Source organism: Pseudoalteromonas sp. NFXS53, assembly GCF_056629255.1.
In genome coordinates this window covers 1-19,227 of sequence record NZ_JBWVBR010000005.1, presented here as the reverse complement: position 1 = coordinate 19,227, position 19,227 = coordinate 1, and the positions used below count along the sequence as shown (strand labels likewise).

Annotated in this window: 21 protein-coding genes; 7 read left to right on the top strand and 14 right to left on the bottom strand. The window is 39.1% G+C overall.

What is annotated here, in order from left to right; translation table 11 throughout:
* Nucleotides 1-214: 214 nt before the first annotated feature.
* The 3 genes from AC1HJP_RS07360 (at nucleotide 215) to AC1HJP_RS07350 (ending at nucleotide 1,548) form a co-directional block, all read left to right on the top strand.
* The gene (locus tag AC1HJP_RS07360) at nucleotides 215-667 is read left to right on the top strand and encodes a hypothetical protein (RefSeq protein WP_480361257.1); all 453 of its coding nucleotides are present in this window, start codon (nucleotides 215-217) and stop codon (nucleotides 665-667) included.
* A gap of 21 nt (nucleotides 668-688) precedes the next feature.
* Complete coding sequence (locus AC1HJP_RS07355) at nucleotides 689-1,165, top strand: GreA/GreB family elongation factor (RefSeq protein ID WP_480361256.1); 477 nt, start codon at nucleotides 689-691, stop codon at nucleotides 1,163-1,165.
* A 68-nt stretch (nucleotides 1,166-1,233) separates the two neighbouring features.
* Nucleotides 1,234-1,548: a hypothetical protein gene (locus tag AC1HJP_RS07350; RefSeq protein WP_480361255.1), complete on the top strand. Its 315-nt coding sequence runs from the start codon at nucleotides 1,234-1,236 to the stop codon at nucleotides 1,546-1,548.
* A 2-nt stretch (nucleotides 1,549-1,550) separates the two neighbouring features.
* Here the strand turns inward: AC1HJP_RS07350 and AC1HJP_RS07345 are convergent, their stop codons facing one another.
* The 7 genes from AC1HJP_RS07345 to AC1HJP_RS07315 form a co-directional block, all read right to left on the bottom strand.
* Nucleotides 1,551-2,231 (bottom strand): M15 family metallopeptidase, encoded by a 681-nt coding sequence (locus AC1HJP_RS07345; protein WP_480361254.1) that lies wholly within the window; start codon nucleotides 2,229-2,231, stop codon nucleotides 1,551-1,553.
* A complete protein-coding gene (dapE, locus tag AC1HJP_RS07340; protein WP_480361253.1) occupies nucleotides 2,231-3,385 on the bottom strand; it encodes a succinyl-diaminopimelate desuccinylase in 1,155 nt (384 codons plus the stop codon). Before dapE ends, AC1HJP_RS07345 begins: the two co-directional genes overlap by 1 nt.
* On the bottom strand, nucleotides 3,385-3,729 hold the full coding sequence (locus tag AC1HJP_RS07335; protein ID WP_480361252.1) for an ArsC family reductase: 345 nt from the start codon (nucleotides 3,727-3,729) through the stop codon (nucleotides 3,385-3,387). Before AC1HJP_RS07335 ends, dapE begins: the two co-directional genes overlap by 1 nt.
* Before the next feature lie 9 nt (nucleotides 3,730-3,738).
* Complete coding sequence (locus AC1HJP_RS07330) at nucleotides 3,739-4,248, bottom strand: PTS glucose transporter subunit IIA (protein WP_480361251.1); 510 nt, start codon at nucleotides 4,246-4,248, stop codon at nucleotides 3,739-3,741.
* Nucleotides 4,248-4,628, bottom strand: coding sequence for an ACT domain-containing protein (locus AC1HJP_RS07325; RefSeq protein ID WP_480361250.1), 381 nt, complete (start codon nucleotides 4,626-4,628; stop codon nucleotides 4,248-4,250). The genes AC1HJP_RS07330 and AC1HJP_RS07325 overlap by 1 nt, the downstream gene beginning before the upstream one ends.
* Before the next feature lie 100 nt (nucleotides 4,629-4,728).
* Nucleotides 4,729-6,885 (bottom strand): phosphate acetyltransferase, encoded by a 2,157-nt coding sequence (gene pta, locus AC1HJP_RS07320; protein WP_480361249.1) that lies wholly within the window; start codon nucleotides 6,883-6,885, stop codon nucleotides 4,729-4,731.
* The gene (locus tag AC1HJP_RS07315; RefSeq protein WP_480361248.1) at nucleotides 6,885-8,084 is read right to left on the bottom strand and encodes an acetate kinase; all 1,200 of its coding nucleotides are present in this window, start codon (nucleotides 8,082-8,084) and stop codon (nucleotides 6,885-6,887) included. Before AC1HJP_RS07315 ends, pta begins: the two co-directional genes overlap by 1 nt.
* 157 nt (nucleotides 8,085-8,241) lie before the next feature.
* Between AC1HJP_RS07315 and yfbV the strand changes: the two genes are divergently transcribed.
* Nucleotides 8,242-8,694 (top strand): terminus macrodomain insulation protein YfbV, encoded by a 453-nt coding sequence (gene yfbV, locus AC1HJP_RS07310; RefSeq protein WP_421964211.1) that lies wholly within the window; start codon nucleotides 8,242-8,244, stop codon nucleotides 8,692-8,694.
* Nucleotides 8,695-8,755: 61 nt separating this feature from the next.
* On the opposite strand, the gene rlmA is transcribed toward yfbV, so the two are convergent.
* From rlmA to xthA, 3 genes are read right to left on the bottom strand one after another with little or no spacing between them, the layout of a single operon-like run.
* Nucleotides 8,756-9,568 (bottom strand): 23S rRNA (guanine(745)-N(1))-methyltransferase, encoded by an 813-nt coding sequence (gene rlmA, locus AC1HJP_RS07305; RefSeq protein ID WP_480361247.1) that lies wholly within the window; start codon nucleotides 9,566-9,568, stop codon nucleotides 8,756-8,758.
* Nucleotides 9,565-10,194 (bottom strand): energy-coupling factor ABC transporter permease, encoded by a 630-nt coding sequence (locus tag AC1HJP_RS07300; RefSeq protein WP_480361246.1) that lies wholly within the window; start codon nucleotides 10,192-10,194, stop codon nucleotides 9,565-9,567. The genes rlmA and AC1HJP_RS07300 overlap by 4 nt, the downstream gene beginning before the upstream one ends.
* A 14-nt stretch (nucleotides 10,195-10,208) precedes the next feature.
* Nucleotides 10,209-11,018, bottom strand: coding sequence for an exodeoxyribonuclease III (gene xthA / locus AC1HJP_RS07295; protein WP_480361245.1), 810 nt, complete (start codon nucleotides 11,016-11,018; stop codon nucleotides 10,209-10,211).
* A 355-nt stretch (nucleotides 11,019-11,373) separates the two neighbouring features.
* On the opposite strand from xthA, the gene AC1HJP_RS07290 reads away from it, so the two are divergent.
* Nucleotides 11,374-12,039 carry a DUF1707 SHOCT-like domain-containing protein gene (locus AC1HJP_RS07290; protein WP_138559569.1) on the top strand — a complete coding sequence of 222 codons (666 nt, stop codon included), beginning with the start codon at nucleotides 11,374-11,376 and terminating at the stop codon, nucleotides 12,037-12,039.
* A gap of 41 nt (nucleotides 12,040-12,080) precedes the next feature.
* Here the strand turns inward: AC1HJP_RS07290 and AC1HJP_RS07285 are convergent, their stop codons facing one another.
* Nucleotides 12,081-12,908 (bottom strand): DUF417 family protein, encoded by an 828-nt coding sequence (locus AC1HJP_RS07285; RefSeq protein ID WP_480361244.1) that lies wholly within the window; start codon nucleotides 12,906-12,908, stop codon nucleotides 12,081-12,083.
* 155 nt (nucleotides 12,909-13,063) lie between these two features.
* On the opposite strand from AC1HJP_RS07285, the gene AC1HJP_RS07280 reads away from it, so the two are divergent.
* Nucleotides 13,064-14,251: an alkaline phosphatase family protein gene (locus tag AC1HJP_RS07280; RefSeq protein ID WP_480361243.1), complete on the top strand. Its 1,188-nt coding sequence runs from the start codon at nucleotides 13,064-13,066 to the stop codon at nucleotides 14,249-14,251.
* Between the two features lie 53 nt (nucleotides 14,252-14,304).
* On the opposite strand, the gene AC1HJP_RS07275 is transcribed toward AC1HJP_RS07280, so the two are convergent.
* Nucleotides 14,305-14,475 (bottom strand): hypothetical protein, encoded by a 171-nt coding sequence (locus tag AC1HJP_RS07275; RefSeq protein WP_165385501.1) that lies wholly within the window; start codon nucleotides 14,473-14,475, stop codon nucleotides 14,305-14,307.
* A 140-nt stretch (nucleotides 14,476-14,615) separates the two neighbouring features.
* Entirely contained in the window at nucleotides 14,616-16,790 is a 2,175-nt protein-coding gene (locus AC1HJP_RS07270; RefSeq protein WP_480361242.1) for a S9 family peptidase, read from the bottom strand.
* Between the two features lie 268 nt (nucleotides 16,791-17,058).
* On the opposite strand from AC1HJP_RS07270, the gene AC1HJP_RS07265 reads away from it, so the two are divergent.
* Nucleotides 17,059-17,484, top strand: a complete 426-nt coding sequence (locus AC1HJP_RS07265; RefSeq protein ID WP_480361241.1) for an exonuclease III — start codon at nucleotides 17,059-17,061, stop codon at nucleotides 17,482-17,484.
* A gap of 67 nt (nucleotides 17,485-17,551) precedes the next feature.
* Here AC1HJP_RS07265 and AC1HJP_RS07260 read toward each other — a convergent pair whose 3' ends face one another.
* On the bottom strand, nucleotides 17,552-18,970 hold the full coding sequence (locus AC1HJP_RS07260) for an alanine/glycine:cation symporter family protein (RefSeq protein ID WP_480361240.1): 1,419 nt from the start codon (nucleotides 18,968-18,970) through the stop codon (nucleotides 17,552-17,554).
* Nucleotides 18,971-19,227: the final 257 nt, after the last annotated feature.

The following is a 19,227-nucleotide window of genomic DNA, read 5'->3' as shown; positions in this document are numbered from 1 at the left end:
TGAAATTTGATAAAAACGCTTAAAAAACAAGCTTGAGAAACCCTTTTTTTTGCATGGTAATAGTAATTTTTTTGCAAAAAAAAAGATACCTAAAAGAAGTGAAATCATGACATCAATCAATTTTTTGCAGTTATCGCAAATAATGACGGCTTCTAGTAGCGTTCAATTTTAGAAAAGCTTAGACTTGCCTTTTAAAATCCAACCAAAAACTAGTATGACAAAGACTTTTCGTCACTTCTTTATATTGGTTTTGAGCCTGCTAGCAATTGCTTGTTCAGACTCAGATACAATTATACATGAAAGTTCAGAAAAAAGTGAAAGTTATCTTCCTCCTCAAAACTGCGTCGACGTTTCAACCTGTCATTTAGCGGATGGGGTCATGCTTTGGGTCGATGATAATTTGAAGTTACAAGCAGAATCTGAGTTTTTAATTCGTCTTCAAGTAGAACAGGATAGGCCCTTTGAGATTAAGAGTGCCAAAATTGACGGTAAGTCAATGAATATGGGCTATATCCCATTATTCTTTTCACAATTAAATAAAGACACATACATAACACAGGGTATTGTTGGCGCATGTGACACCGACGATATGGTCTGGCAAATCGTTATTGATTATTCAATTGATGACGCTGTAAAGCAAATTAGCCTTACATTACCAATGATTTGAGCATTTAAGCAGTAATATAATATGAACAAACAGCATTTCATCGAACATTTAAAATTTGCACTTGAAGCAAAACTTCAAGAGGCAGTACAAGCGGCAAATTCTGCGAGAGAAGATGCGACGCACGAACAAAGTGCAGCAGAAACGCAATATGATTCTCTGAGTATTGAATCAGCCTATCTAGCACAGGGTCAGAGTGAACGTGTAGACGACGCACACAAAGCAATTAAAGCTTTTGATGAGATATATGAGTTGTCTCCATCGGAATCAATTGTCATTGGTAGCTTAGTAAGTTGTGAGAATGAAGAGGGTGACTTGTATTGGTACTTTATTGGGCCAACAGAAGGTGGTTTAAAATTAGATATTAAAGGCACGGTCGTTTGGACAATCACACCGGTATCGCCACTTGGTAAGGTGCTCATGAATAAAAAAGTGCATGATGAATTTGAATGGACTATGCATGGAGCCACACAGGAATTCGAAATTACCAGAATTCTTTAATTAATATCAAAACACCTAATTAAATCTGTGGTTTAATATTAACCAATGTAATCTTAAGCTTATTAACTATGTCATCGGAAATAACCTCAAAAGCAAACGAGCAATTAGACTTTTTATGCGAATTACTAAACTCTCATGGCTTGGTGCCAATTTGCTCTAAGTTAAATGACTTACAGCGAGATACACATATAGAGGTTATGGGAGAAAACCCGCTTAAGATACACTGCCATGTTTACGCTAAAAACGAAGTTAGGTTTAGCTATTTAAAGTCGAAGAGTAGGGTTCAAATGCGTTTGGTGTTAACTGAAAGTGGATTTAAAATATTTGGGAAAGAAGAGTTTTTTAAATACTTACTTATCCTGATTCAAGGTAAAGCGAGTTAGTTTTATAACTCGCAGATATTACTCACGAAACGTTCATATAGACTTGGCATATTTTCAATAAGTGTATCGCGACCAAGCACATTTGATACTTTTAGGACTTGCTTTATGTTTTCAATATTCTGCTGTTGAAACAAATCATTACTGCATGATACGTGGCTTATATGCCAAGGTTCTTCAGCTACACCACCTCTAAACTCTTCATAGGGACGATAAAAGCCAAACTTAGAAAGGTTCTCGTCTAACCAAGTATTAAGCTTGTAAAATGGCCCGCCAGGCTGATACTCCCATGGCTCGAGTTGTAATGTTTGACCGGGTTTTAATAGGTTAGGTGCAAACACATCTAGATCAGTGCCAAAGTGATGTCTGCTCGCTCCAGGCATTGCCGAGAAAAGCATAATGGCTTGTATAATCTCGACTTCTGAGAGGCTAGCAATGTCAACAGGTTCGTTATTCGCATTTAAAATAGGGCGCTTACCTGAAAACTTGTTATTCCAGATAAGAGATTGGCGTTCGAAACTTCGATAAGCAGATGCAATTTCTAAATCAAACCCTGCATTCTTTGCGGCTAATTCTAAAGCTCGAAAATCATCGATGATACCTTGATGAAGTTGTTTGCCTTTGTATTTGGTCAAATGCGCTTCAGAAAGGCCGCAAGCGCAAGCGGCCATATCAGATAAAGTCATTAGCTAAGTAACTTCTCGAGTATCTTCTCGTAAATTAAAGCCAGTTTGTCTAAATCATCACAGCTAACTTGTTCATCAACTTGATGTATGGTTGCATTAATTGGCCCGAGCTCTATTACTTTACAGCCCGTTTGCGCAATAAAACGACCATCGGATGTGCCGCCAGTTGTTTCTGGTGTACTCGGCAAACCGGTTACTTCTTCAATAGCAGCCAATGTCACATCAAGCAATTCACCAGGCTCAGTTAAAAATGGTAGGCCATTTACAATCCAGTTTAAGTCGTACTCTAAACCGAACTTATCTAGAATTGCGATTGCGCGTTGTTGTAGCTGTTCAACCGTTGATTCTGTTGAAAAACGAAAATTGAACTGCACATACACACTGCCAGGAATGACGTTAGATGCGCCAGTGCCGCCTTGAATGTTTGATATTTGAAAACTGGTTGCTGGGAAAAACGCATTGCCCTTATCCCATTCAGTTTGACTCAGCTCTGCCAAAGCAGGAGACACCGCATGAATAGGGTTATGCGCTAAGTGAGGATATGCAACGTGGCCTTGTTTGCCTTTTACAGTTAAATGTCCTGTTAAAGAACCTCGACGGCCATTTTTTACTACATCACCCAGTCGGTCACGAGAAGACGGCTCACCGACCAAACACATGTCGATTTTTTCATTTCTGGCTTCAAGTAGATCGACTACCTTTGTGGTGCCATTAATGAAAGGACCTTCTTCATCCGATGTAATCAGAAACGAAATAGAGCCTTTATGCTCAGGGTGCTTTTCTACAAACCGCTCAGTTGCAACTACCATTGCCGCCAGTGACCCTTTCATGTCAGCGGCACCACGGCCATGTAATATGCCATTTTCAATGACACCGTCAAAAGGAGGATGTTGCCATTCATTCTCATCGCCTGTAGGCACAACATCAGTATGACCTGCGAAGCAAAAATGTGGGCTATCAGTGCCTTTCCTTGCCCAGGTATTTAATGTATCGACAAAAAAATGCTCTTCAATGTTAAAACCAAGTTTAGCTAAACGTTCGTTCATTAAGGCTTGGCAGTTAGCATCTTCAGGGGTCACTGATTTCTTTTGGATCAATGCTTGGGCTAGTGAAACAACCTCAGAATGTTGAGGTGTATTATTTTGACTGCCCATTAAGCGAAAATCTCATCATACTGGGCTGCTTTAAAACCAAGGTGTAGTTTACCATTCACCTCAAGAATTGGGCGTTTGATCATTGCTGGAGCCGCAACTAAATGAGTAATGGCAGATGCTTCAGATAGGTTGCTCTTTTCATCATCTGATAAAGCACGGTAGGTTGTTCCGCGTTTGTTTAATACTTGCTCCCAGCCTAAGTTTTTGCAAAATTCAGCAACTAACTCTTCTGAAACGCCATCTTTACGGTAATCATGAAAAGTAAATTCAATATTGTTGTCACTAAGATATTTTTTTGCTTTTTTAATGGTGTCACAGTTCGGAATGCCATACATAGTGATCATAAGAGCCTCTTAAATATTCTGGTTTTGAGTAATTGTAATAAGTGGGTCTAGCCCAGCACGCACTTGCTTCAATGGGTAAAAGCAAGGACCTAATTTATCTGCGTTAACAATAAGTAAACTGCCGAGTAGTGGTTTTTCTAAGTGCGTGGTTTCGAAGTAAGCAAGTAATTCACCTTGCTTGACTTCTTTTTTGCCAAAGGCACTGGTTATTTGCAAACTTGTATTGGTTTGCTCTGAAGGTGGCTGAATATGAATGAGTAACTTCAAGCCATTTTTTGCAACCAGTATAATCTCATAGCCATGGCGTTTAACTTGTTCAATTTTACCGTCAAATGGTGCGGTAACTTTTCCTTGGGTCAACTCTACAGTCACACCTCTTCCAATCATGCCAGAAGAAAATAGGGCAAGCGGGTGCTGTTTCAAAGACTGTACTTTGCCACTGAACGGACTAGCGAGATGTAAAACTGGGTCAACAATTTCATTGATAGGCGCAAAAGGAATTGGTTGAGAAAACTGCATTAAAGAACCGTGTATCCGTCTTTTTTCAGCGCATGAATTGCGTCTTGAATTTGTTGCTCTTTGACTAAAACATAGTCGGTGTCATAGGTGGAAATGGCAAAAATCGAGATTTTAGCACTGGCTAAAACACCAGATATATTGGCCATGATCCCTGTTAAAGAAAAACCAAGAGGGCCTATCACTTCTAATGCTCGCCAATGTGCTTCAGTGGCAAAACTATCAATTTCAATATCTGAAGGGCAAACAATAGAGAGTTCTTCAAGTGTTTTAGAAATAAAGAAAATATCACACGCTAACACTTGGTTAGGAATTGTTTGGTCAACGTCAAGGCTATGTATTGAAAAGTCCTGTTTTAACAATTGTAATGTTTGCTTTGACATAGTCGCTTATGTTTATTGGGCTATATGTCTATAGTATAGCTAAGTGTTAAAAAGTTAAACCCTCAACACTTAGCTAAGTTTTACAATTGCACAAACAGGGTTAGTTTGTTTGATCTGCTAATTGCTTAGACTGAATAGCCGTAAGCGCAATGGTATAAACGATGTCTTCTACCAGCGCACCACGGCTTAGGTCGTTCACAGGTTTGCGCATACCTTGCAGCATAGGACCAATACTTACTAGTTCAGCACTTCTTTGTACTGCCTTATAAGTCGTATTACCAGTATTTAAGTCAGGGAATACAAACACAGTTGCTTTACCTGCGACTTTACTGTTTGGTGCCTTTTTACGTGCTACATTTTCCATAATCGCTGCGTCGTACTGAAGTGGGCCATCAATTTCAAGATCAGGGCGTTTTTGCTGAGCAATTTTGGTGGCTTCACGCACTTTATCTACATCAGCACCATGGCCAGACTCACCCGTAGAGTAGCTGATCATGGCAACTCGCGGCTCAATACCAAAGGCCGCAGCAGAGTCAGCTGACTGAATGGCGATATCGGCAAGTTGCTCAGCAGTTGGGTCTGGGTTAATCGCGCAGTCGCCATAAACCAATACTTGATCAGGTAGTAACATAAAGAATACAGAGCTCACTAAAGATGAACCCGGCGCAGTTTTAATTAGCTGAAGAGGAGGGCGAATAGTATTCGCTGTGGTATTCACCGCACCAGATACAAGGCCATCGACTTCGTCCTCAGCGAGCATCATGGTGCCTAATACCACGTTGTCTTGCAGTTGCTCTTTAGCAACCACAGGTGTAAGACCTTTGTTCTTACGAAGCTCAACCATAGGTGCTACGTAACTATCTTGGATCTCATTCGGATCTTTAATTATAACGTTTTCGTTGAGCTCTACACCTTGTTGAAGCGCAATACGTTCGATTTCTTCTCTTTCACCCAATAGTACAGTTTTCGCAATGCCACGTTCACCACAAATAGCAGCGGCTTTAATTGTGCGAGGCTCATTGCCTTCAGGAAGCACAATGGTTTTCTTTGCTTGACGGGCTAAATCGGTCAATAAGAATCTAAATGCTGGAGGAGAAAGCTTGCGCGTTTTCGCAACGTCTTTGGCTAAAGTATCTAGCCAATCTGAGTCGATGTTCGCAGCGTTGTGCTCTTTTACTTTTTCAATACGTTGTTCGTCATCACTTGGTACTTCCATATTAAAGTTATGAAGTAACAAAGATGTACGCCACGTATCGGCTTCAGTGGCTAGAATAGGTAGACCCGTTTCCATTGCCTGTTCACATAAAGTCATGATGCGCGGTTCTGGTTTAAAACCACCCGTCAATAAAATCGCACCTAATTTGGTACCATTCATTGCTGACAAACACGCTGCTACTAAGACATCTGAGCGGTCTCCCGGTGTAACCAATAACGCACCAGGGGTAAAGTGATTCAAGATATTTGATACCGTTCGGGCACAGAATGTCACACGGCGTAAACGTCTATGAGCCATGTCACCGGCATTGATTACTTCAGCTTTTAGGTAATCACTTAAGTCTGCTACACGTGGCGCGACTAGATCGAAATCCCAAGGAATTGCGCCAAGCAACATAAACGGGTGTTTTCTGAAAATAGGCAATGAAGCCAGACGGTTCATTTCATTTTCAAGTTCTTCAGGTTCATGCTGGTCAACTAAATCAGCACGCGCGCGACCTTCTTCATCAAGCGGAGCATTTACTTTGTTGAAAATACATCCCAGTACACGACTGTGATCTATGCCGCCGTAGTTACCTGAGGCGATTTCTAATCTATCTTCTAACTGTTCGTTCGTGTCATTACCTGGGGTTAATACAAATACGATATCAGCCCCAAGCGTTTGTGCGATTTCACGGTTAACACGACCAGCATAAGGCTGAAGACGAGTAGGTACCATACCTTCGATAATCGCAACTTCATCATCACTAATGGCACTTTCGAAGCGCTCAACGATTTCTTCTAGTAGATCATTGCCTTTACCATCACCAATCATTTGTTCAGCATAACTTAGTTCAAAAGGCATTGGAGGCTGAATGGTTGAACCTTGTTGCACAATAACGGTCGATTTCTCAGGCCCTATATCATCCTTACGAGGTTGAGCAATGGGTTTGAAAAAATTTACTTTCACCGCTTTTTGCTCAAGCGCACGCACAAGACCAACAGAGACAGATGTTAAACCAACCCCAGTAGAAATGGGGATTAACATGATCCTACGGCTCATTATTTCTGCTCCTGTGCAATGTTTGCTGCATCGTTGGCAATCATCCATTCTTCATTGGTAGGCACCATAATGGCACATGGCGCTGTTTGCTTTGTGATCACACCTTCAGAACCAAAGCGTGCCGCAAGGTTTTTATCATTGTCTATTTCTAAACCTAAGAAAGATAAATGGGCAACGACCTTAGCGCGAATAACATCTGAATTTTCACCAATGCCCCCTGTGAAAATCAATGCGTCTAACCCACCTAAAGGCACTACAAACGCAGCAATTTGTTTTGCTAAACGGTAGCAGAAAATATCTAATGCAAGTGCTGCTTGCTGATGCCCGTCAGCCGCAGACTCTTCAATGGTTCTACAATCATTTGAAAGTTCACTAATGCCCAGTAAGCCACTTTCTTTATTTAAGATCGTATCTATTTGTTTAGCTGAGTAGTTGAGTTGTTCAGTCAGATAGTTGAAAATGCCTGGGTCAATATCGCCACTGCGGGTGCCCATAACCAAGCCTTCAAGAGGCGTCATACCCATACTGGTATCTACCGATTTACCATTTTTAATAGCTGTAACTGAACAGCCATTACCTAAATGTGCACTGATGACCCTTGAGTTTGTTGCGTCAAGGTTTAAGGTCTTGATAGCTTCTGCCGATACAAAAGCATGACTGGTACCATGGAAACCATAGCGTCTGATCCCATGTTGTTTGTAAAGCGTATATGGCAGCGCATATAAGAAAGCTTCTGGCGACATGCTTTGATGGAATGCGGTATCAAACACTGCAATTTGCGGTAAATGAGAAAACGCAGATTGCGCCGCTTCGATGCCAAGCAAGTTAGCAGGGTTATGCAGTGGCGCAAGTGAAGAAGTCTTGGTGATTGCTTCTATCACATCTGGTGTGATTAAAGCAGATTTAGTGAAGTGCTCACCACCATGAACAACACGGTGTCCAACAGCAATGAGGCTTGAATCTAATTGTAATTGCTTTACTAGTTCAACTAACTTTGCAATTGCAGTTTGATGAGCATCGTTTGGTGATAGCGCGATCAGTTGCTTGTCACCATTAAACTTGTACTTGATTTGCGGATCTTGCTCGCCTAAACGTTCAGCAAGACCTGAAAGAAGCTCGTCACCCGACACAGTGTCGATGATGGCAAACTTTAAACTAGAGCTTCCGCAATTTAAAACCAGTACATGAGATGAGGGCATATGCATTTCCAATTTTGACAATAACAGTAAATGCGTATTAAGCTTAAAGCGAAGTCGCGGTTTAAGCTACGCAGTAATACAAAGGTATAATAGACAGTGTTAACTGATTATTTTACCCCAATTTTGACCGAATAGTTAGCTTCTAGTAGGAGTCCTAATGCAAAAAAGTCTCATTTCTCAAATGCAACTTGGACGACAGTACGCCAAAGAATGGCCTATGCGCAAAGAGCTTGCGCCTATATTTGCAGAATTTAGAGTCATTAAAGCCACTGAACTTGCTATCAGTGTGATGCCTTTACTTGCTGTGATCACCTTAGTACTACAAACCAATTGGCTGGGAAATCAGTATGTACCTCAGTCTTTAGCCATTGCGTTTTTCTTTTTATCTTTGCCTGCTCAAGGTTTACTTTGGTTGGGGAAACGTGCTGATACGCCGCTTAATCCATCACTAAACACTTGGTATCAAGAATTGTTTAATAAGATGGTGGCCAATGGTTATGATGCGCCCATGCAATTACAATCTCGAAGACCCACATATCGAACCTTGGCAAAACTTTTAAAAGACATGTTTGAGAAAATGGATAAGGCATTTACGAAAGAGCAGTTTTAAACTGCTCTTTTTAGTTATACCAATTTTCAAAATAAATCATTTTATTAAGAGGACTCGAATTTCAAAGAGTTGCTCCCACCTTCTGATATTCGCTTAAATAAAAAGATAGGGTAATTGAATGACTCTGTTTTTCCTTTAAAGCGTCATAGTGACTTTCTTTAAATTTCCAAGAAAATGGCGTCATTTGTATTAAATGCTCAATGATTTCTGTTTTAATCTCTACTTGTTTCTCTAGCTCATGATGTTGGACTAATTCAAACCCTGTTGGGGTATCTGGGTGTGTATGTAAATTCACTTCAGGGTAAATTAACGACTTAAGCTCAAATAAATGTTTAGGGCCCGGGTTCACTAAAATTACTTTACCCGTGCTCTTCACCAGCCTTTGTAATTCTTGTTCAAAAACGGGGGCGAACACAGTGACAACACAGTCCATACTTTCATTTGCAAATGGTGCTTGTTTAGCAGAAGCAACACTAAAATTGGCCTCTTTATATCTCTTAGCCGCATATTTAACGGCTGATTTTGAAATATCGAGCCCATATACATCACATTCGGGCAGTTCATTGGCAAATAAGTGCGTATAAAATCCTTCACCACAGCCTAAATCGAGCAATGTTTGAGGAGAAGATAGTGAAATTAGATTGGCAATCTCTTGTCTCAAAAAGTGATAGTGGTCGGTTGCAAAAAATGCACGACGCGCTTGAACCATATCTAAATTATCACCGGGTTGTTTTGATTTTTTATTCTGAACAGGCAGTAAGTTGACATAGCCTTCTTTGGCGAAATCAAATTGGTGTCTGTTTTCGCAAGAGATGCTATTGCCTGTTTTATTTAACGGAGCCTGACAAAGCGGACAGTGATAAATTAGTGTCATTTATCTAAGTATTCCTTATCATAAAATGTTTTAACCCAGTGGGGTTTATAAGTAATAAGTAAAGTGATTGCCATACCATTCAACATCGCTTCAGGGAACCATATCAGCGTTGCATAAAACAAATAGTTATCTAATAACTGTTGGAATGTGTACGCATCAATTAGCCAGTAATAAGCGCCTGACGACAATATTTTGAATGCGCCAATGCAGCCTGCACATAAAAATGCACAGACAAAAATATATACAAAGAAATGTCTTGGTAACTTGTTGTAGCAAAATACAAATAGGCCGTAACTGACCAGTATAGGCAGAAGTGCAGTAAAAAGATAAAATTCGGCAAGTTCAAAAGATTGAATGGTGCCAAAAGCAAGTAATAAGAGACTGGTAAGTAGAGCACTTAAACTTGCTAACCGCCAGCCAAGCACCAAAGTAATTGCGGTTATTCCCAATATATGAATATTTAGATAGGGCAATATCCCCGCTTTAATTTGCCAAAGCAGAGCCAGTACAACTGAACAAGCAAGTACACCAGTTTGTCGGATAGGCCTATGCCAAAGCGTTAAATATTCGCGTTTATCGATAGTAAACGCGAATATGATTAAGGTAACAAGCGGGGTCAATAACATAGAATGAGTTCTAATTAAAATTTAAACTCAGCCCAAATAGGCGCGTGATCAGAAGGTTTTTCTATGCCTCTCAATTCGTAATCGATTTCACTTTCTACACATTTGGCCATTAGTGATTCTGTAGCCAAAACAACGTCGATGCGAAGGCCTCGGTTATCATCAAAACCTTTTGAGCGATAGTCGAACCACGAGTAACGTTCTGTCTTTTCTGGTGTTAATTCGCGGAAAGTATCTTTAAATCCCCAATCCATTAACGTCGCAAGCCACTCCCGTTCTTCTGGCTGGAATGAACATTTACCCGTTTTCAGCCAACGCTTCTTATTTGGCTCACCAATACCGATATCTAAATCTATTGGTGAGATATTGATATCACCCATCACAATGACATTTTCTTCAGGCGTGTGATTTTCATTTAAGTGTGTCATTAAGTCTTTATAGAACTGACGCTTGTATGGGAATTTGGTTTCATGATTTATGTTATCACCTTGAGGGAAGTAGCCATTATGAATGATCACATCTTCACCTTTGTCATTCTCGAATACACCTGAAATCATACGTTTTTGGGATTCATCTGTATCAGTCGAAAACCCTTTTTTGATTGATTTAGCAGGTTTCTTCGACATCAGTGCGACACCATAATGTGCCTTTTGACCATGGAAATAAACGTGGTAGCCCATAGCTTCTACATCTTCAACCGGAAACGCTTCATCGTGAACTTTGATTTCCTGTAAACCAATTACGTCAGGTTGATGTTTGTCGATTAATGCTTGCAATTGATGAAGACGAGCACGAAGGCCATTAATGTTAAATGAGATTACTTTCATAATTTGCGCTTATAGTTCTATGTAATTTACGTACCATTTTAACATTGAAAGGGAGTTGCGAAAGCCCGAGATAGCAATTTAAATTATCTATCACTTTTTTCGATTTGGGAGATATGTTATTTATTAGTCAATACACTCAAATTTTGGTGAGAAAGTAACCTGGTTAGAAATGCTAACCGAATTAGTACATTGAATTATAATGACTTTATTTTTGGTTTGGTTGTTGCTTTAAATTTAAAAAATGCAATTCTAATGGTACAACTTATTGAATGCTTAAGTTGAGCCAGTCACTCACTATACTAATCAGCTTAATTAAGTGTTACTGCAGATTGGTATTACATAGTAGGGAAATAACATGAGCGTCGTATTAGAAGATAGACCTATTGAACAAGTCAGAGAAGAAGTAATAGACAACCTAATTTACAACTATAGCCATGGTGTTATTTCCGCAGAGGCATTTGAAAGACGTTTAGACAAAGCGATGAGTACACAGGTTCATGCTGAAATCGTCGCCCTAACAGCAGATCTTACTATGCAAGCTGACGAGAAGTATACGGCGCAAAAAGATGCGAGCTTGAATATTAATTACGGACAAAAGTCTGCAGGTGACAAGCTAGATATTAAAACGGTTTTAGGAAACAGCTCTCGAACAGGCAAATGGGCGGTACCAAAAGAAATTAACTTATTGAATGTGTTGGGTTCTACAACCTTAGACTTTTCCGATGCGGTATTTGAGCATCAAGAAGTCACTGTAAATGTAAATTGCATACTGGGTTCAGAGAAAATTTTAATCCCTGAAGGTGTAAATGTGATCTGCGAGGCTTTTTGTATTCTTGGTAACGTAGAAAATAAAGCGCCGTCAATTGCGCCGAAACAAGCACCGACTATAAAGATTAAAGGCAAACTGTGGTTAGGTTCAATTGACGTTGAAATTAAGCGCACGATTAAAGAAAAGTTTGTGAGCTTTGCCAATGAACTCAAGTCATTATTTGATGATGGCAGTTATGGTAAATATAAATAATCAGGATATAAGAGGGCACGCTTAAACGTGCCATTTTTTTATCATACTTTTTGTTCGGTAAACTTTAAAAAGAAAATCAAATTCGCAATAAACCATAAATCTTTAATTAAAAAGTGGCCAGTCGTAGATAAAATAGTTGATGTCGTAACTGCGCCTGGGGTTGTAGCTAAAAATGTTTGTGTCATGACAAAAACTGCAAGTGACATTAACACGCCAATCCAAAGTATTTTTTTGTTATAAATGGCTGCAATCAAAAGTGCGACAGCTAGCAAATCATAAACGCCAATTAAATTCGAGGTAGTTTGTAAATCCCAAACACTATACATCCAAGACATAAATGGTGAAGTTTGCAGTAAGTCTTCGATCCCTTGTGCTTCTATCAAGGTAAACTTCATACCCCCGATCCAAACGAGTACGACCAAAACAGGGAAAATTGTAATCCACTTCATTGCATGCTGAGATAGGTTTGGGTTAAGTAGACAGATGCCAATTGAAAGTAACGCAAAATATTTAATGACGCCTTGGCCTGCTCCGATGACAGGAAACCCGCCCATGCTTTCAATCCACATACCCGTTGAAAAAAGGCTTAGTAAAGGCACTACAGACACAATAATGAGTAAAAATGCTAAAGTCGGTTTTGCTTTCTCAAAGTACACCGAAAGTACAGCAAATACAGCCAGTAAAGAAAAGCATAAAGCTGCCAATATGTTAGCAAGTTCATAACCTACGAGTGAGTTTAAGCCAAAGAAATTGACAGTTTTCTCGATATGCCTATGACTGCCCATTAGCAACATACTCGTACTCATCAATAAACTTGATAATCCAACCAGCAAGAGCGCCAACTTGGTATTGCAATAAAACTTTTTCATTTAACAACCTTTTTATTTGGAATACGCAATAAGACCGAGAAAGCGAAAATTTATTTCAACTTGTTTTAATTTTAGAGTTTCCGTTTATCGTGAATTGTTTATTTTGAGATATAAAGCCATCAGAATAACAGCGCACTTAAACACGGGAATTTTAAATGTTCAAAACACTTTTTTATTGTGTCTTATTGCTGATAGCTATACCCGGTATCGCTAAGCAACAAACTGTTGTTCTTATCTCGCTTGATGGTTTTCGGTGGGATTATATTGAAAAGCATAACGCTCATAATATTAAACGCATCGCTGATAGCGGTGTTCGAGCCACTAAAATGTGGCCTGTTTATCCAAGTAAAACCTTTCCAAACCATATATCCATAATTACAGGCTTATTACCGGTCAATCACGGTATTATCGACAATAAGTTTTGTGATAAACAAAGAGGTGATTGTTATAAGATGGGTAAAGGGCAAGGTGATAGTACTTGGCTCAATGGCATACCTTTATGGAATCTGGCGAAAATGCAAGGACTCAAATCAGCAGCCTATTTCTGGCCTGAATCTGATGCGCGTTTTAATGGCATGACCCCTGACTATTACTACCACTACTCAAAACATAGTGATTACCAAACGCGTATCGACCAAATGGTTGAGTGGCTAAAGTTACCAAAGGAACAAAGACCAAGTTTTGTTGCAGGGTATTTTTCATTAGTCGATAGTATGGGCCATGACTTTGGCCCTGATAGCAAAGAAGTCTATGATGCCGTGCAAACAATGGATAAGCTAATCGGGCAGTTTAATGAGCGCATAAAGAAATTGCCCCATGATGTGAATTTAGTGCTGGTGGCAGATCATGGTATGTCTTCATTAGAAGAAGACAAAACAATCTCGATTAACAGCCTGAATATTCCAAAATCTTGGACGGTGAAAAATACAGGACCAAGAGTACTTATTTATGCCAATGACGCTTCAATTGAAAACGTTAATTCAGCAAAGCAACAGCTACGTCTTATCTCAAACAATCGATATGCAGTGCTAGATGATACGATCTTAAAGCAGCGTCACTACCATGGCACTCCAAGGATCCCAGATATTATCTTAGAAACCAAAGCGCCGAGTGTTTTTAGCTTTGATGGCAAACTAGATTATAAAGGTACTCATGGTTTTGCAAATACAGATGATATGGCTGCTATCTTTGTTGCAACTGGGCCAGCTTTTAAAAAGGGCTATCAAATTAAAGAAATGAGTAATTTAGAAATATACCCAACAATAGCTAAAATACTGGGCTTAGAGCTGATAAGGAATGTAGACTCAGATGGCAAAACACTTCTAAAAGCGCTAAACGAATAATTAGAATAAAATTCGGAAACTAAGCGTTTTAAATAAAAAGAGTAACCATGAGGTTACTCTTTTTTGGTTGGAAATTTTTTATCACCATTGTTTTGTTTGAAGCTTGCTGATTGAGAGTGACTTTTATCTAGTTTACTCAGATGAGAGACTGGCTCTGCCAACGCCGAGGTTGAGCCAAAACATAAAACTAAACTAAAAATCTTTTTATACGCTGATGCAAACATAACAATTCCCTGAGCCTAAGCTACTTTTGATATGTTTTAATTTTAGCAATGAAGAGTGGAAATGTGTGTGTCGAAGTGTAGCGAAATGTAAGAGAATGTAAGACCAGTTAATCTGGCCTTACATTTACAGAATAACTATTTTATAAGTTATTTTTTCCTGCTAAATCTAGGAAAAATGCATACTCTAACGCTGTGTCGTGTAAGCGTTTAAAACGACCTGATGCACCACCGTGTCCTGCTTCCATGTCTACTTTAAACAACAACTTGTTGTCGTTTGTTTTATAGTCGCGCAGTTTTGCTACCCACTTTGCAGGCTCAAAGTACTGAACTTGAGAATCATGTAGGCCAGTCGTTACAAGAATATGAGGGTAAGCTTGCTTCTTAACCTGATCATAAGGCGAATAGCTTAGCATGTAATCGTAATAAGCTTTGTTGTTTGGGTTACCCCATTCGTCATATTCACCCGTAGTAAGTGGAATACTTTCGTCAAGCATAGTTGTAACTACGTCGACAAAAGGAACATGTGCCGCAATCCCTTTATATAAATCAGGTGCTTGGTTGATAACCGCACCCATTAACAGACCGCCAGCACTGCCACCTACAGCGTAAACCTGATCTTTATGGCCATAACCTTGCTCAACCAGCTGTTTTGTTACATCTACAAAATCATTAAAAGTATTTTGCTTGGTCAGTTTTTTACCATCTTCATACCATGGACGGCCTAGCATTTGTGAACCACGGATATGTGCAATTGCAAAAACAAAGCCTCGATCTAGTAAGCTAAGTCGATTACTTGAGAAGCTTGGATCCATTGTTGCACCGTAAGAGCCATAGCCATATTGATATAATGGATTTGTGCCATCTTTCTTAAACTTGTCTTTACGGTAAACTAAAGAAACAGGTACCTTCACACCATCTCTAGCCGTAACAAAAATACGCTCAGAAGCGTAGTTGTCTACTTTGAAATCACCCAGTACTTTATTTTGTTTGAGAATATTTGGTTCACCTGACTCAAGGTTGAAATCGTAGTGAGTTCCCGGCGTAGTCATACTGGTGTAGTAAATACGGATTGAGTCATTGTCTAATTCGTTATTGCCATATAAATATGCAGCAAATGCGTCATCATTAAATTTAAGTGCTTTTTCACTGCCATCTTTAAGAGAACGAACGATGACTTTTACCTGACCCATTTCACGTTCTTGATAAACAAGATGGTTATCAAAAAGTTCGATACTTTCTAGTTTAACTGCTGGGCGGTGTGCAATGACTTCTTTCCATTTAGATTTATCACCTAAGTCTTTTTCATTAACTTGCATCAGTTTGAAGTTAACCGCATTTAGATTGGTTAAAATATAGTAGGTGTCTTTATGTTTCGAAACATTATATTCAAGACCTTTCTCACGAGGAATAAAGCGTTTGGCCTTTGCTTTACTATCGTTTGCGTCTATGAAAGACATGCCAGAAGATTCGGTACTTGAATGATAAATGACAACATTTGAACCATCTTTCGTTTTACCTATATAAGTGTAATAAGTGTTATCCGCTTCTTCATAAATAAGTTCGTCAGAAGACTGTGGTGTACCAAGCTTGTGTCGATATACTTGGTAGCCTAGCAGAGTTTGTGTGTCTTTTTTCACATAATAAAAATGTTGGTTGTCATTTGCCCAAACAACACTTGCCTGAGCACCTTCAATTTTATCGTCTAAAAGTTTCCCTGTTTTTAGGTCTTTAACTTGAATAGTATAAATTCTGCGGCTGACTGTGTCTTCACCATAAGCGAGTAGCTGGTCATTTGGACTCGCAGATAAGCCTGATGCACTATAGTATTCATGGCCTTTTGCAAGTTCATTAACGTCAATAAGGACTTCTTTATCAGAACCTTTGAAGTCAGCGCTTCGAACAAAAATAGGGTACTCGTTATCACCACGCATTTCCGAGGAGTAGAAATAGTTACCGCGTTTGGTCGGTACAGAATTGTCGTCTTTTTGGATTCGAGACTTGAGTTCTTCAAACAGTGTTTCTTGAAGTTTTTCGGTGTTACTAAGTTCTGCGGCAGTATAAGCGTTTTCGGCTTCTAAGTGAGCAATGATTTCAGGATCTTTTCGCTCGTCATCACGCATCCAATAGTAATTATCAATACGTTTATGTCCGTGTATTTCCATTTCATGTGGTACTTTTTTAGCTATCGGTGCGACAACAGTCTGTTCTTGTATTTGTGCAGTAGGTTGCTGAGTTTGAGTGTTATTATCATTATTACAGCCAGCTAATACAGCCAAAGAAATGATGCTTAAAGCATGAGGTAGAAATCGTTTCATAGTAATCCTTGTTATAAATTATTCCTTTTGATGCTAACTCAGTTTTTACAGTCTCACCAGCCAACATTGTAAAGACATGTAAAGTGGACAAAGCGTGCGTTAACTTTTAAACAAATTGTACAAATTAGATAAAGTTTTAAATGGTTTGAACATGACATTTAATTAAATGTAAACTGTTTATTAAATGTACAAAATAAATCATTTATTGCATTTACAAGAACAAAAGTGGCTATATAATGCGCGCAAACTCGTTCTTATTAGGTGTATTATGCTTAAATCTATCTCACTTTTGGCTTTTGGTTTAACTGTTTCTTTGAATGCTCAAGCATCAGCATTCGTGTCAGCTGATAACTCAGCAGAAACGAAAGTATGTGTTATTGCTTCAACAGAAGGCTTTTCAGCAGCTCGTAAAGAAGCAAGCAAACATGGCTTAAACGTGTCTCGTTTCTCACCGAGCTTATTATGTAATGGCGAAGATATTCGTAAAGTTGCAGAACGTGCTGAGCGTGAAGCGAATACATCTTCAGAGAAGAAGGTAACATTAGTTGCTAAAAACCAAACTTTAGAAACGTCTCTATGTATGAAAGCTGCGAGAAAAGGAATTAAAGAAATCGGTTACAAAGCGCGTAGCTTACGTTGTAACGATATTCCAGTACGTGAATTTGTAAAAGAGTTTGCGAAAACAGCAATCTAATATTGCTTTAGAAAAGATTTCAAAAAAGCCGTTGGAGTATTTCAACGGCTTTTTTAATGTTTATGAACTATTTAGTCCATATACCTTTAGGTAATGTCGCTTTAATTTTCTCATTACTATTTGGGTCAAATACAGGCACTTTACCTTGCTTAAGCTGAGAGATGTAATCTTTGTAAAGCCAGATTACAGCACCTGATAACATGAATAGGGCAGTTACGTTTACAATCGCCATCATGCCCATAGACACATCAGCCATAGTCCAAATCAAACCCAGCTCACTGACAGAGCCAAACATCACCATACCAAGTACACATAATCTAAAGATCAGCATGCCATGTTTATGATTGTGCTCTAAGAACATTAAATTTGTTTCAGCATATGAGTAATTAGCTACGATAGATGTAAATGCAAAGAATAAAATGGCAATTGCAATAAAAATAGCACCCCATTCGCCAACATGTTGAACAAGAGCGGCTTGCGTTAAAGCAATACCAGTAACACCAGACTCAGGGACTAGTTGATTAGATAGTAGAATAAGTGCGGCTGTTGCTGAACAGATAATAATAGTATCTACAAACACACCAAGCATTTGAACATAACCTTGCGATGCAGGGTGGTTTGGGTTTGGTGTTGCAGTTGCAGCAGCATTGGCAGCACTACCCATACCAGCTTCGTTAGAGAAGAGACCTCGTTTAATTCCTTGGATCATTGCCTGCATAACAGCATAACCAATTGCACCAGCGCCTGCTTGTTCAATACCAAAAGCACTATAAATGATTTGCTTAAATACAGCTGGTAAAAGCTCAAAATTGATAGCACATACATATAATGCAACAGCTAAATAAGCCAAAGCCATGAAAGGAACAACTAACTCAGCAAAACGAGAGATGGTTTTTAAACCACCAAAAATAATAAAACCAGAGCCGATAACGAGTAAAACCCCCATAATGTGCTTTGGAATATCAAAGGCAACTTCAAACGCTGCTGTGATTGAGTTTGCTTGTACTGCATTAAAGACAAGACCAAATGCCAATATAAGGCATAAAGAGAAAAGGACACCCATCCAACGCTTTCCTAAACCATACTCCATATAATAAGCAGGGCCACCACGGAAGTTGCCATCTTCATCTTTTGTTTTATATAGCTGTGCAAGGGCGCTTTCGGCAAAACTGGTTGCCATACCGATAAGTGCAATTAACCACATCCAAAAAATTGCTCCAGCACCACCTAAATAGAGTGCAACAGCAACGCCAGCCATATTACCTGTACCAACACGTGCAGCTAATGAAGTACAAAAAGCCTGAAATGAAGAAATGCCCGAGTCAGAACCTTGTCTACTATTAGCCATGACCTTAACCATATAAGGAAATTGTCTAAATTGAATGAAGCCCAAACGGAAGGTAAAGAATAAACCTGCTGCTATTAATAGATATATAAGGACATGGCCCCATAGCAATCCACTAATAAAGTTTAAAATATCAGCCATAATTGAATGCCTAGTTAATTGAACGAATAAATGAGGGCCGTAATCTAGCATAAATAAGGAAGGCAATCTAAAGCACAGCGGCAAAACATAGTTTACCCACAGGATTTTGTGGGTAAGTTGTTATTTAGTGGTTTGTAAGTTTGTATATTTAAATATATAGAAAATAATGCATTTTTCTTTAAAAAAGGGGTTGCGCACTTTTAATTTCTCCCTATAATGCGCACCCACTGACACGGGGCGAGACGCTGAAAAGCAAA

Excerpts from the sequence above, each read along its gene's own strand:
- AC1HJP_RS07275 (WP_165385501.1), bottom strand. The coding sequence starts at position 14,475 with ATGTTTGCATCAGCGTATAAAAAGATTTTTAGTTTAGTTTTATGTTTT.
- AC1HJP_RS07345 (WP_480361254.1), bottom strand. The coding sequence starts at position 2,231 with ATGACTTTATCTGATATGGCCGCTTGCGCTTGCGGCCTTTCTGAAGCG.
- AC1HJP_RS07270 (WP_480361242.1), bottom strand. The coding sequence starts at position 16,790 with ATGAAACGATTTCTACCTCATGCTTTAAGCATCATTTCTTTGGCTGTA.
- AC1HJP_RS07300 (WP_480361246.1), bottom strand. The coding sequence starts at position 10,194 with ATGTTATTGACCCCGCTTGTTACCTTAATCATATTCGCGTTTACTATC.
- dapE (WP_480361253.1), bottom strand. The coding sequence starts at position 3,385 with ATGGGCAGTCAAAATAATACACCTCAACATTCTGAGGTTGTTTCACTA.
- yfbV (WP_421964211.1), top strand. The coding sequence starts at position 8,242 with ATGCAAAAAAGTCTCATTTCTCAAATGCAACTTGGACGACAGTACGCC.
- AC1HJP_RS07315 (WP_480361248.1), bottom strand. The coding sequence starts at position 8,084 with ATGCCCTCATCTCATGTACTGGTTTTAAATTGCGGAAGCTCTAGTTTA.
- AC1HJP_RS07360 (WP_480361257.1), top strand. The coding sequence starts at position 215 with ATGACAAAGACTTTTCGTCACTTCTTTATATTGGTTTTGAGCCTGCTA.
- AC1HJP_RS07290 (WP_138559569.1), top strand. The coding sequence starts at position 11,374 with ATGAGCGTCGTATTAGAAGATAGACCTATTGAACAAGTCAGAGAAGAA.
- xthA (WP_480361245.1), bottom strand. The coding sequence starts at position 11,018 with ATGAAAGTAATCTCATTTAACATTAATGGCCTTCGTGCTCGTCTTCAT.
- AC1HJP_RS07280 (WP_480361243.1), top strand. The coding sequence starts at position 13,064 with ATGTTCAAAACACTTTTTTATTGTGTCTTATTGCTGATAGCTATACCC.
- AC1HJP_RS07335 (WP_480361252.1), bottom strand. The coding sequence starts at position 3,729 with ATGATCACTATGTATGGCATTCCGAACTGTGACACCATTAAAAAAGCA.
- AC1HJP_RS07260 (WP_480361240.1), bottom strand. The coding sequence starts at position 18,970 with ATGGCTGATATTTTAAACTTTATTAGTGGATTGCTATGGGGCCATGTC.
- AC1HJP_RS07285 (WP_480361244.1), bottom strand. The coding sequence starts at position 12,908 with ATGAAAAAGTTTTATTGCAATACCAAGTTGGCGCTCTTGCTGGTTGGA.
- AC1HJP_RS07325 (WP_480361250.1), bottom strand. The coding sequence starts at position 4,628 with ATGTCAAAGCAAACATTACAATTGTTAAAACAGGACTTTTCAATACAT.
- AC1HJP_RS07265 (WP_480361241.1), top strand. The coding sequence starts at position 17,059 with ATGCTTAAATCTATCTCACTTTTGGCTTTTGGTTTAACTGTTTCTTTG.
- rlmA (WP_480361247.1), bottom strand. The coding sequence starts at position 9,568 with ATGACACTAATTTATCACTGTCCGCTTTGTCAGGCTCCGTTAAATAAA.
- AC1HJP_RS07330 (WP_480361251.1), bottom strand. The coding sequence starts at position 4,248 with ATGCAGTTTTCTCAACCAATTCCTTTTGCGCCTATCAATGAAATTGTT.
- AC1HJP_RS07355 (WP_480361256.1), top strand. The coding sequence starts at position 689 with ATGAACAAACAGCATTTCATCGAACATTTAAAATTTGCACTTGAAGCA.
- AC1HJP_RS07350 (WP_480361255.1), top strand. The coding sequence starts at position 1,234 with ATGTCATCGGAAATAACCTCAAAAGCAAACGAGCAATTAGACTTTTTA.
- pta (WP_480361249.1), bottom strand. The coding sequence starts at position 6,885 with ATGAGCCGTAGGATCATGTTAATCCCCATTTCTACTGGGGTTGGTTTA.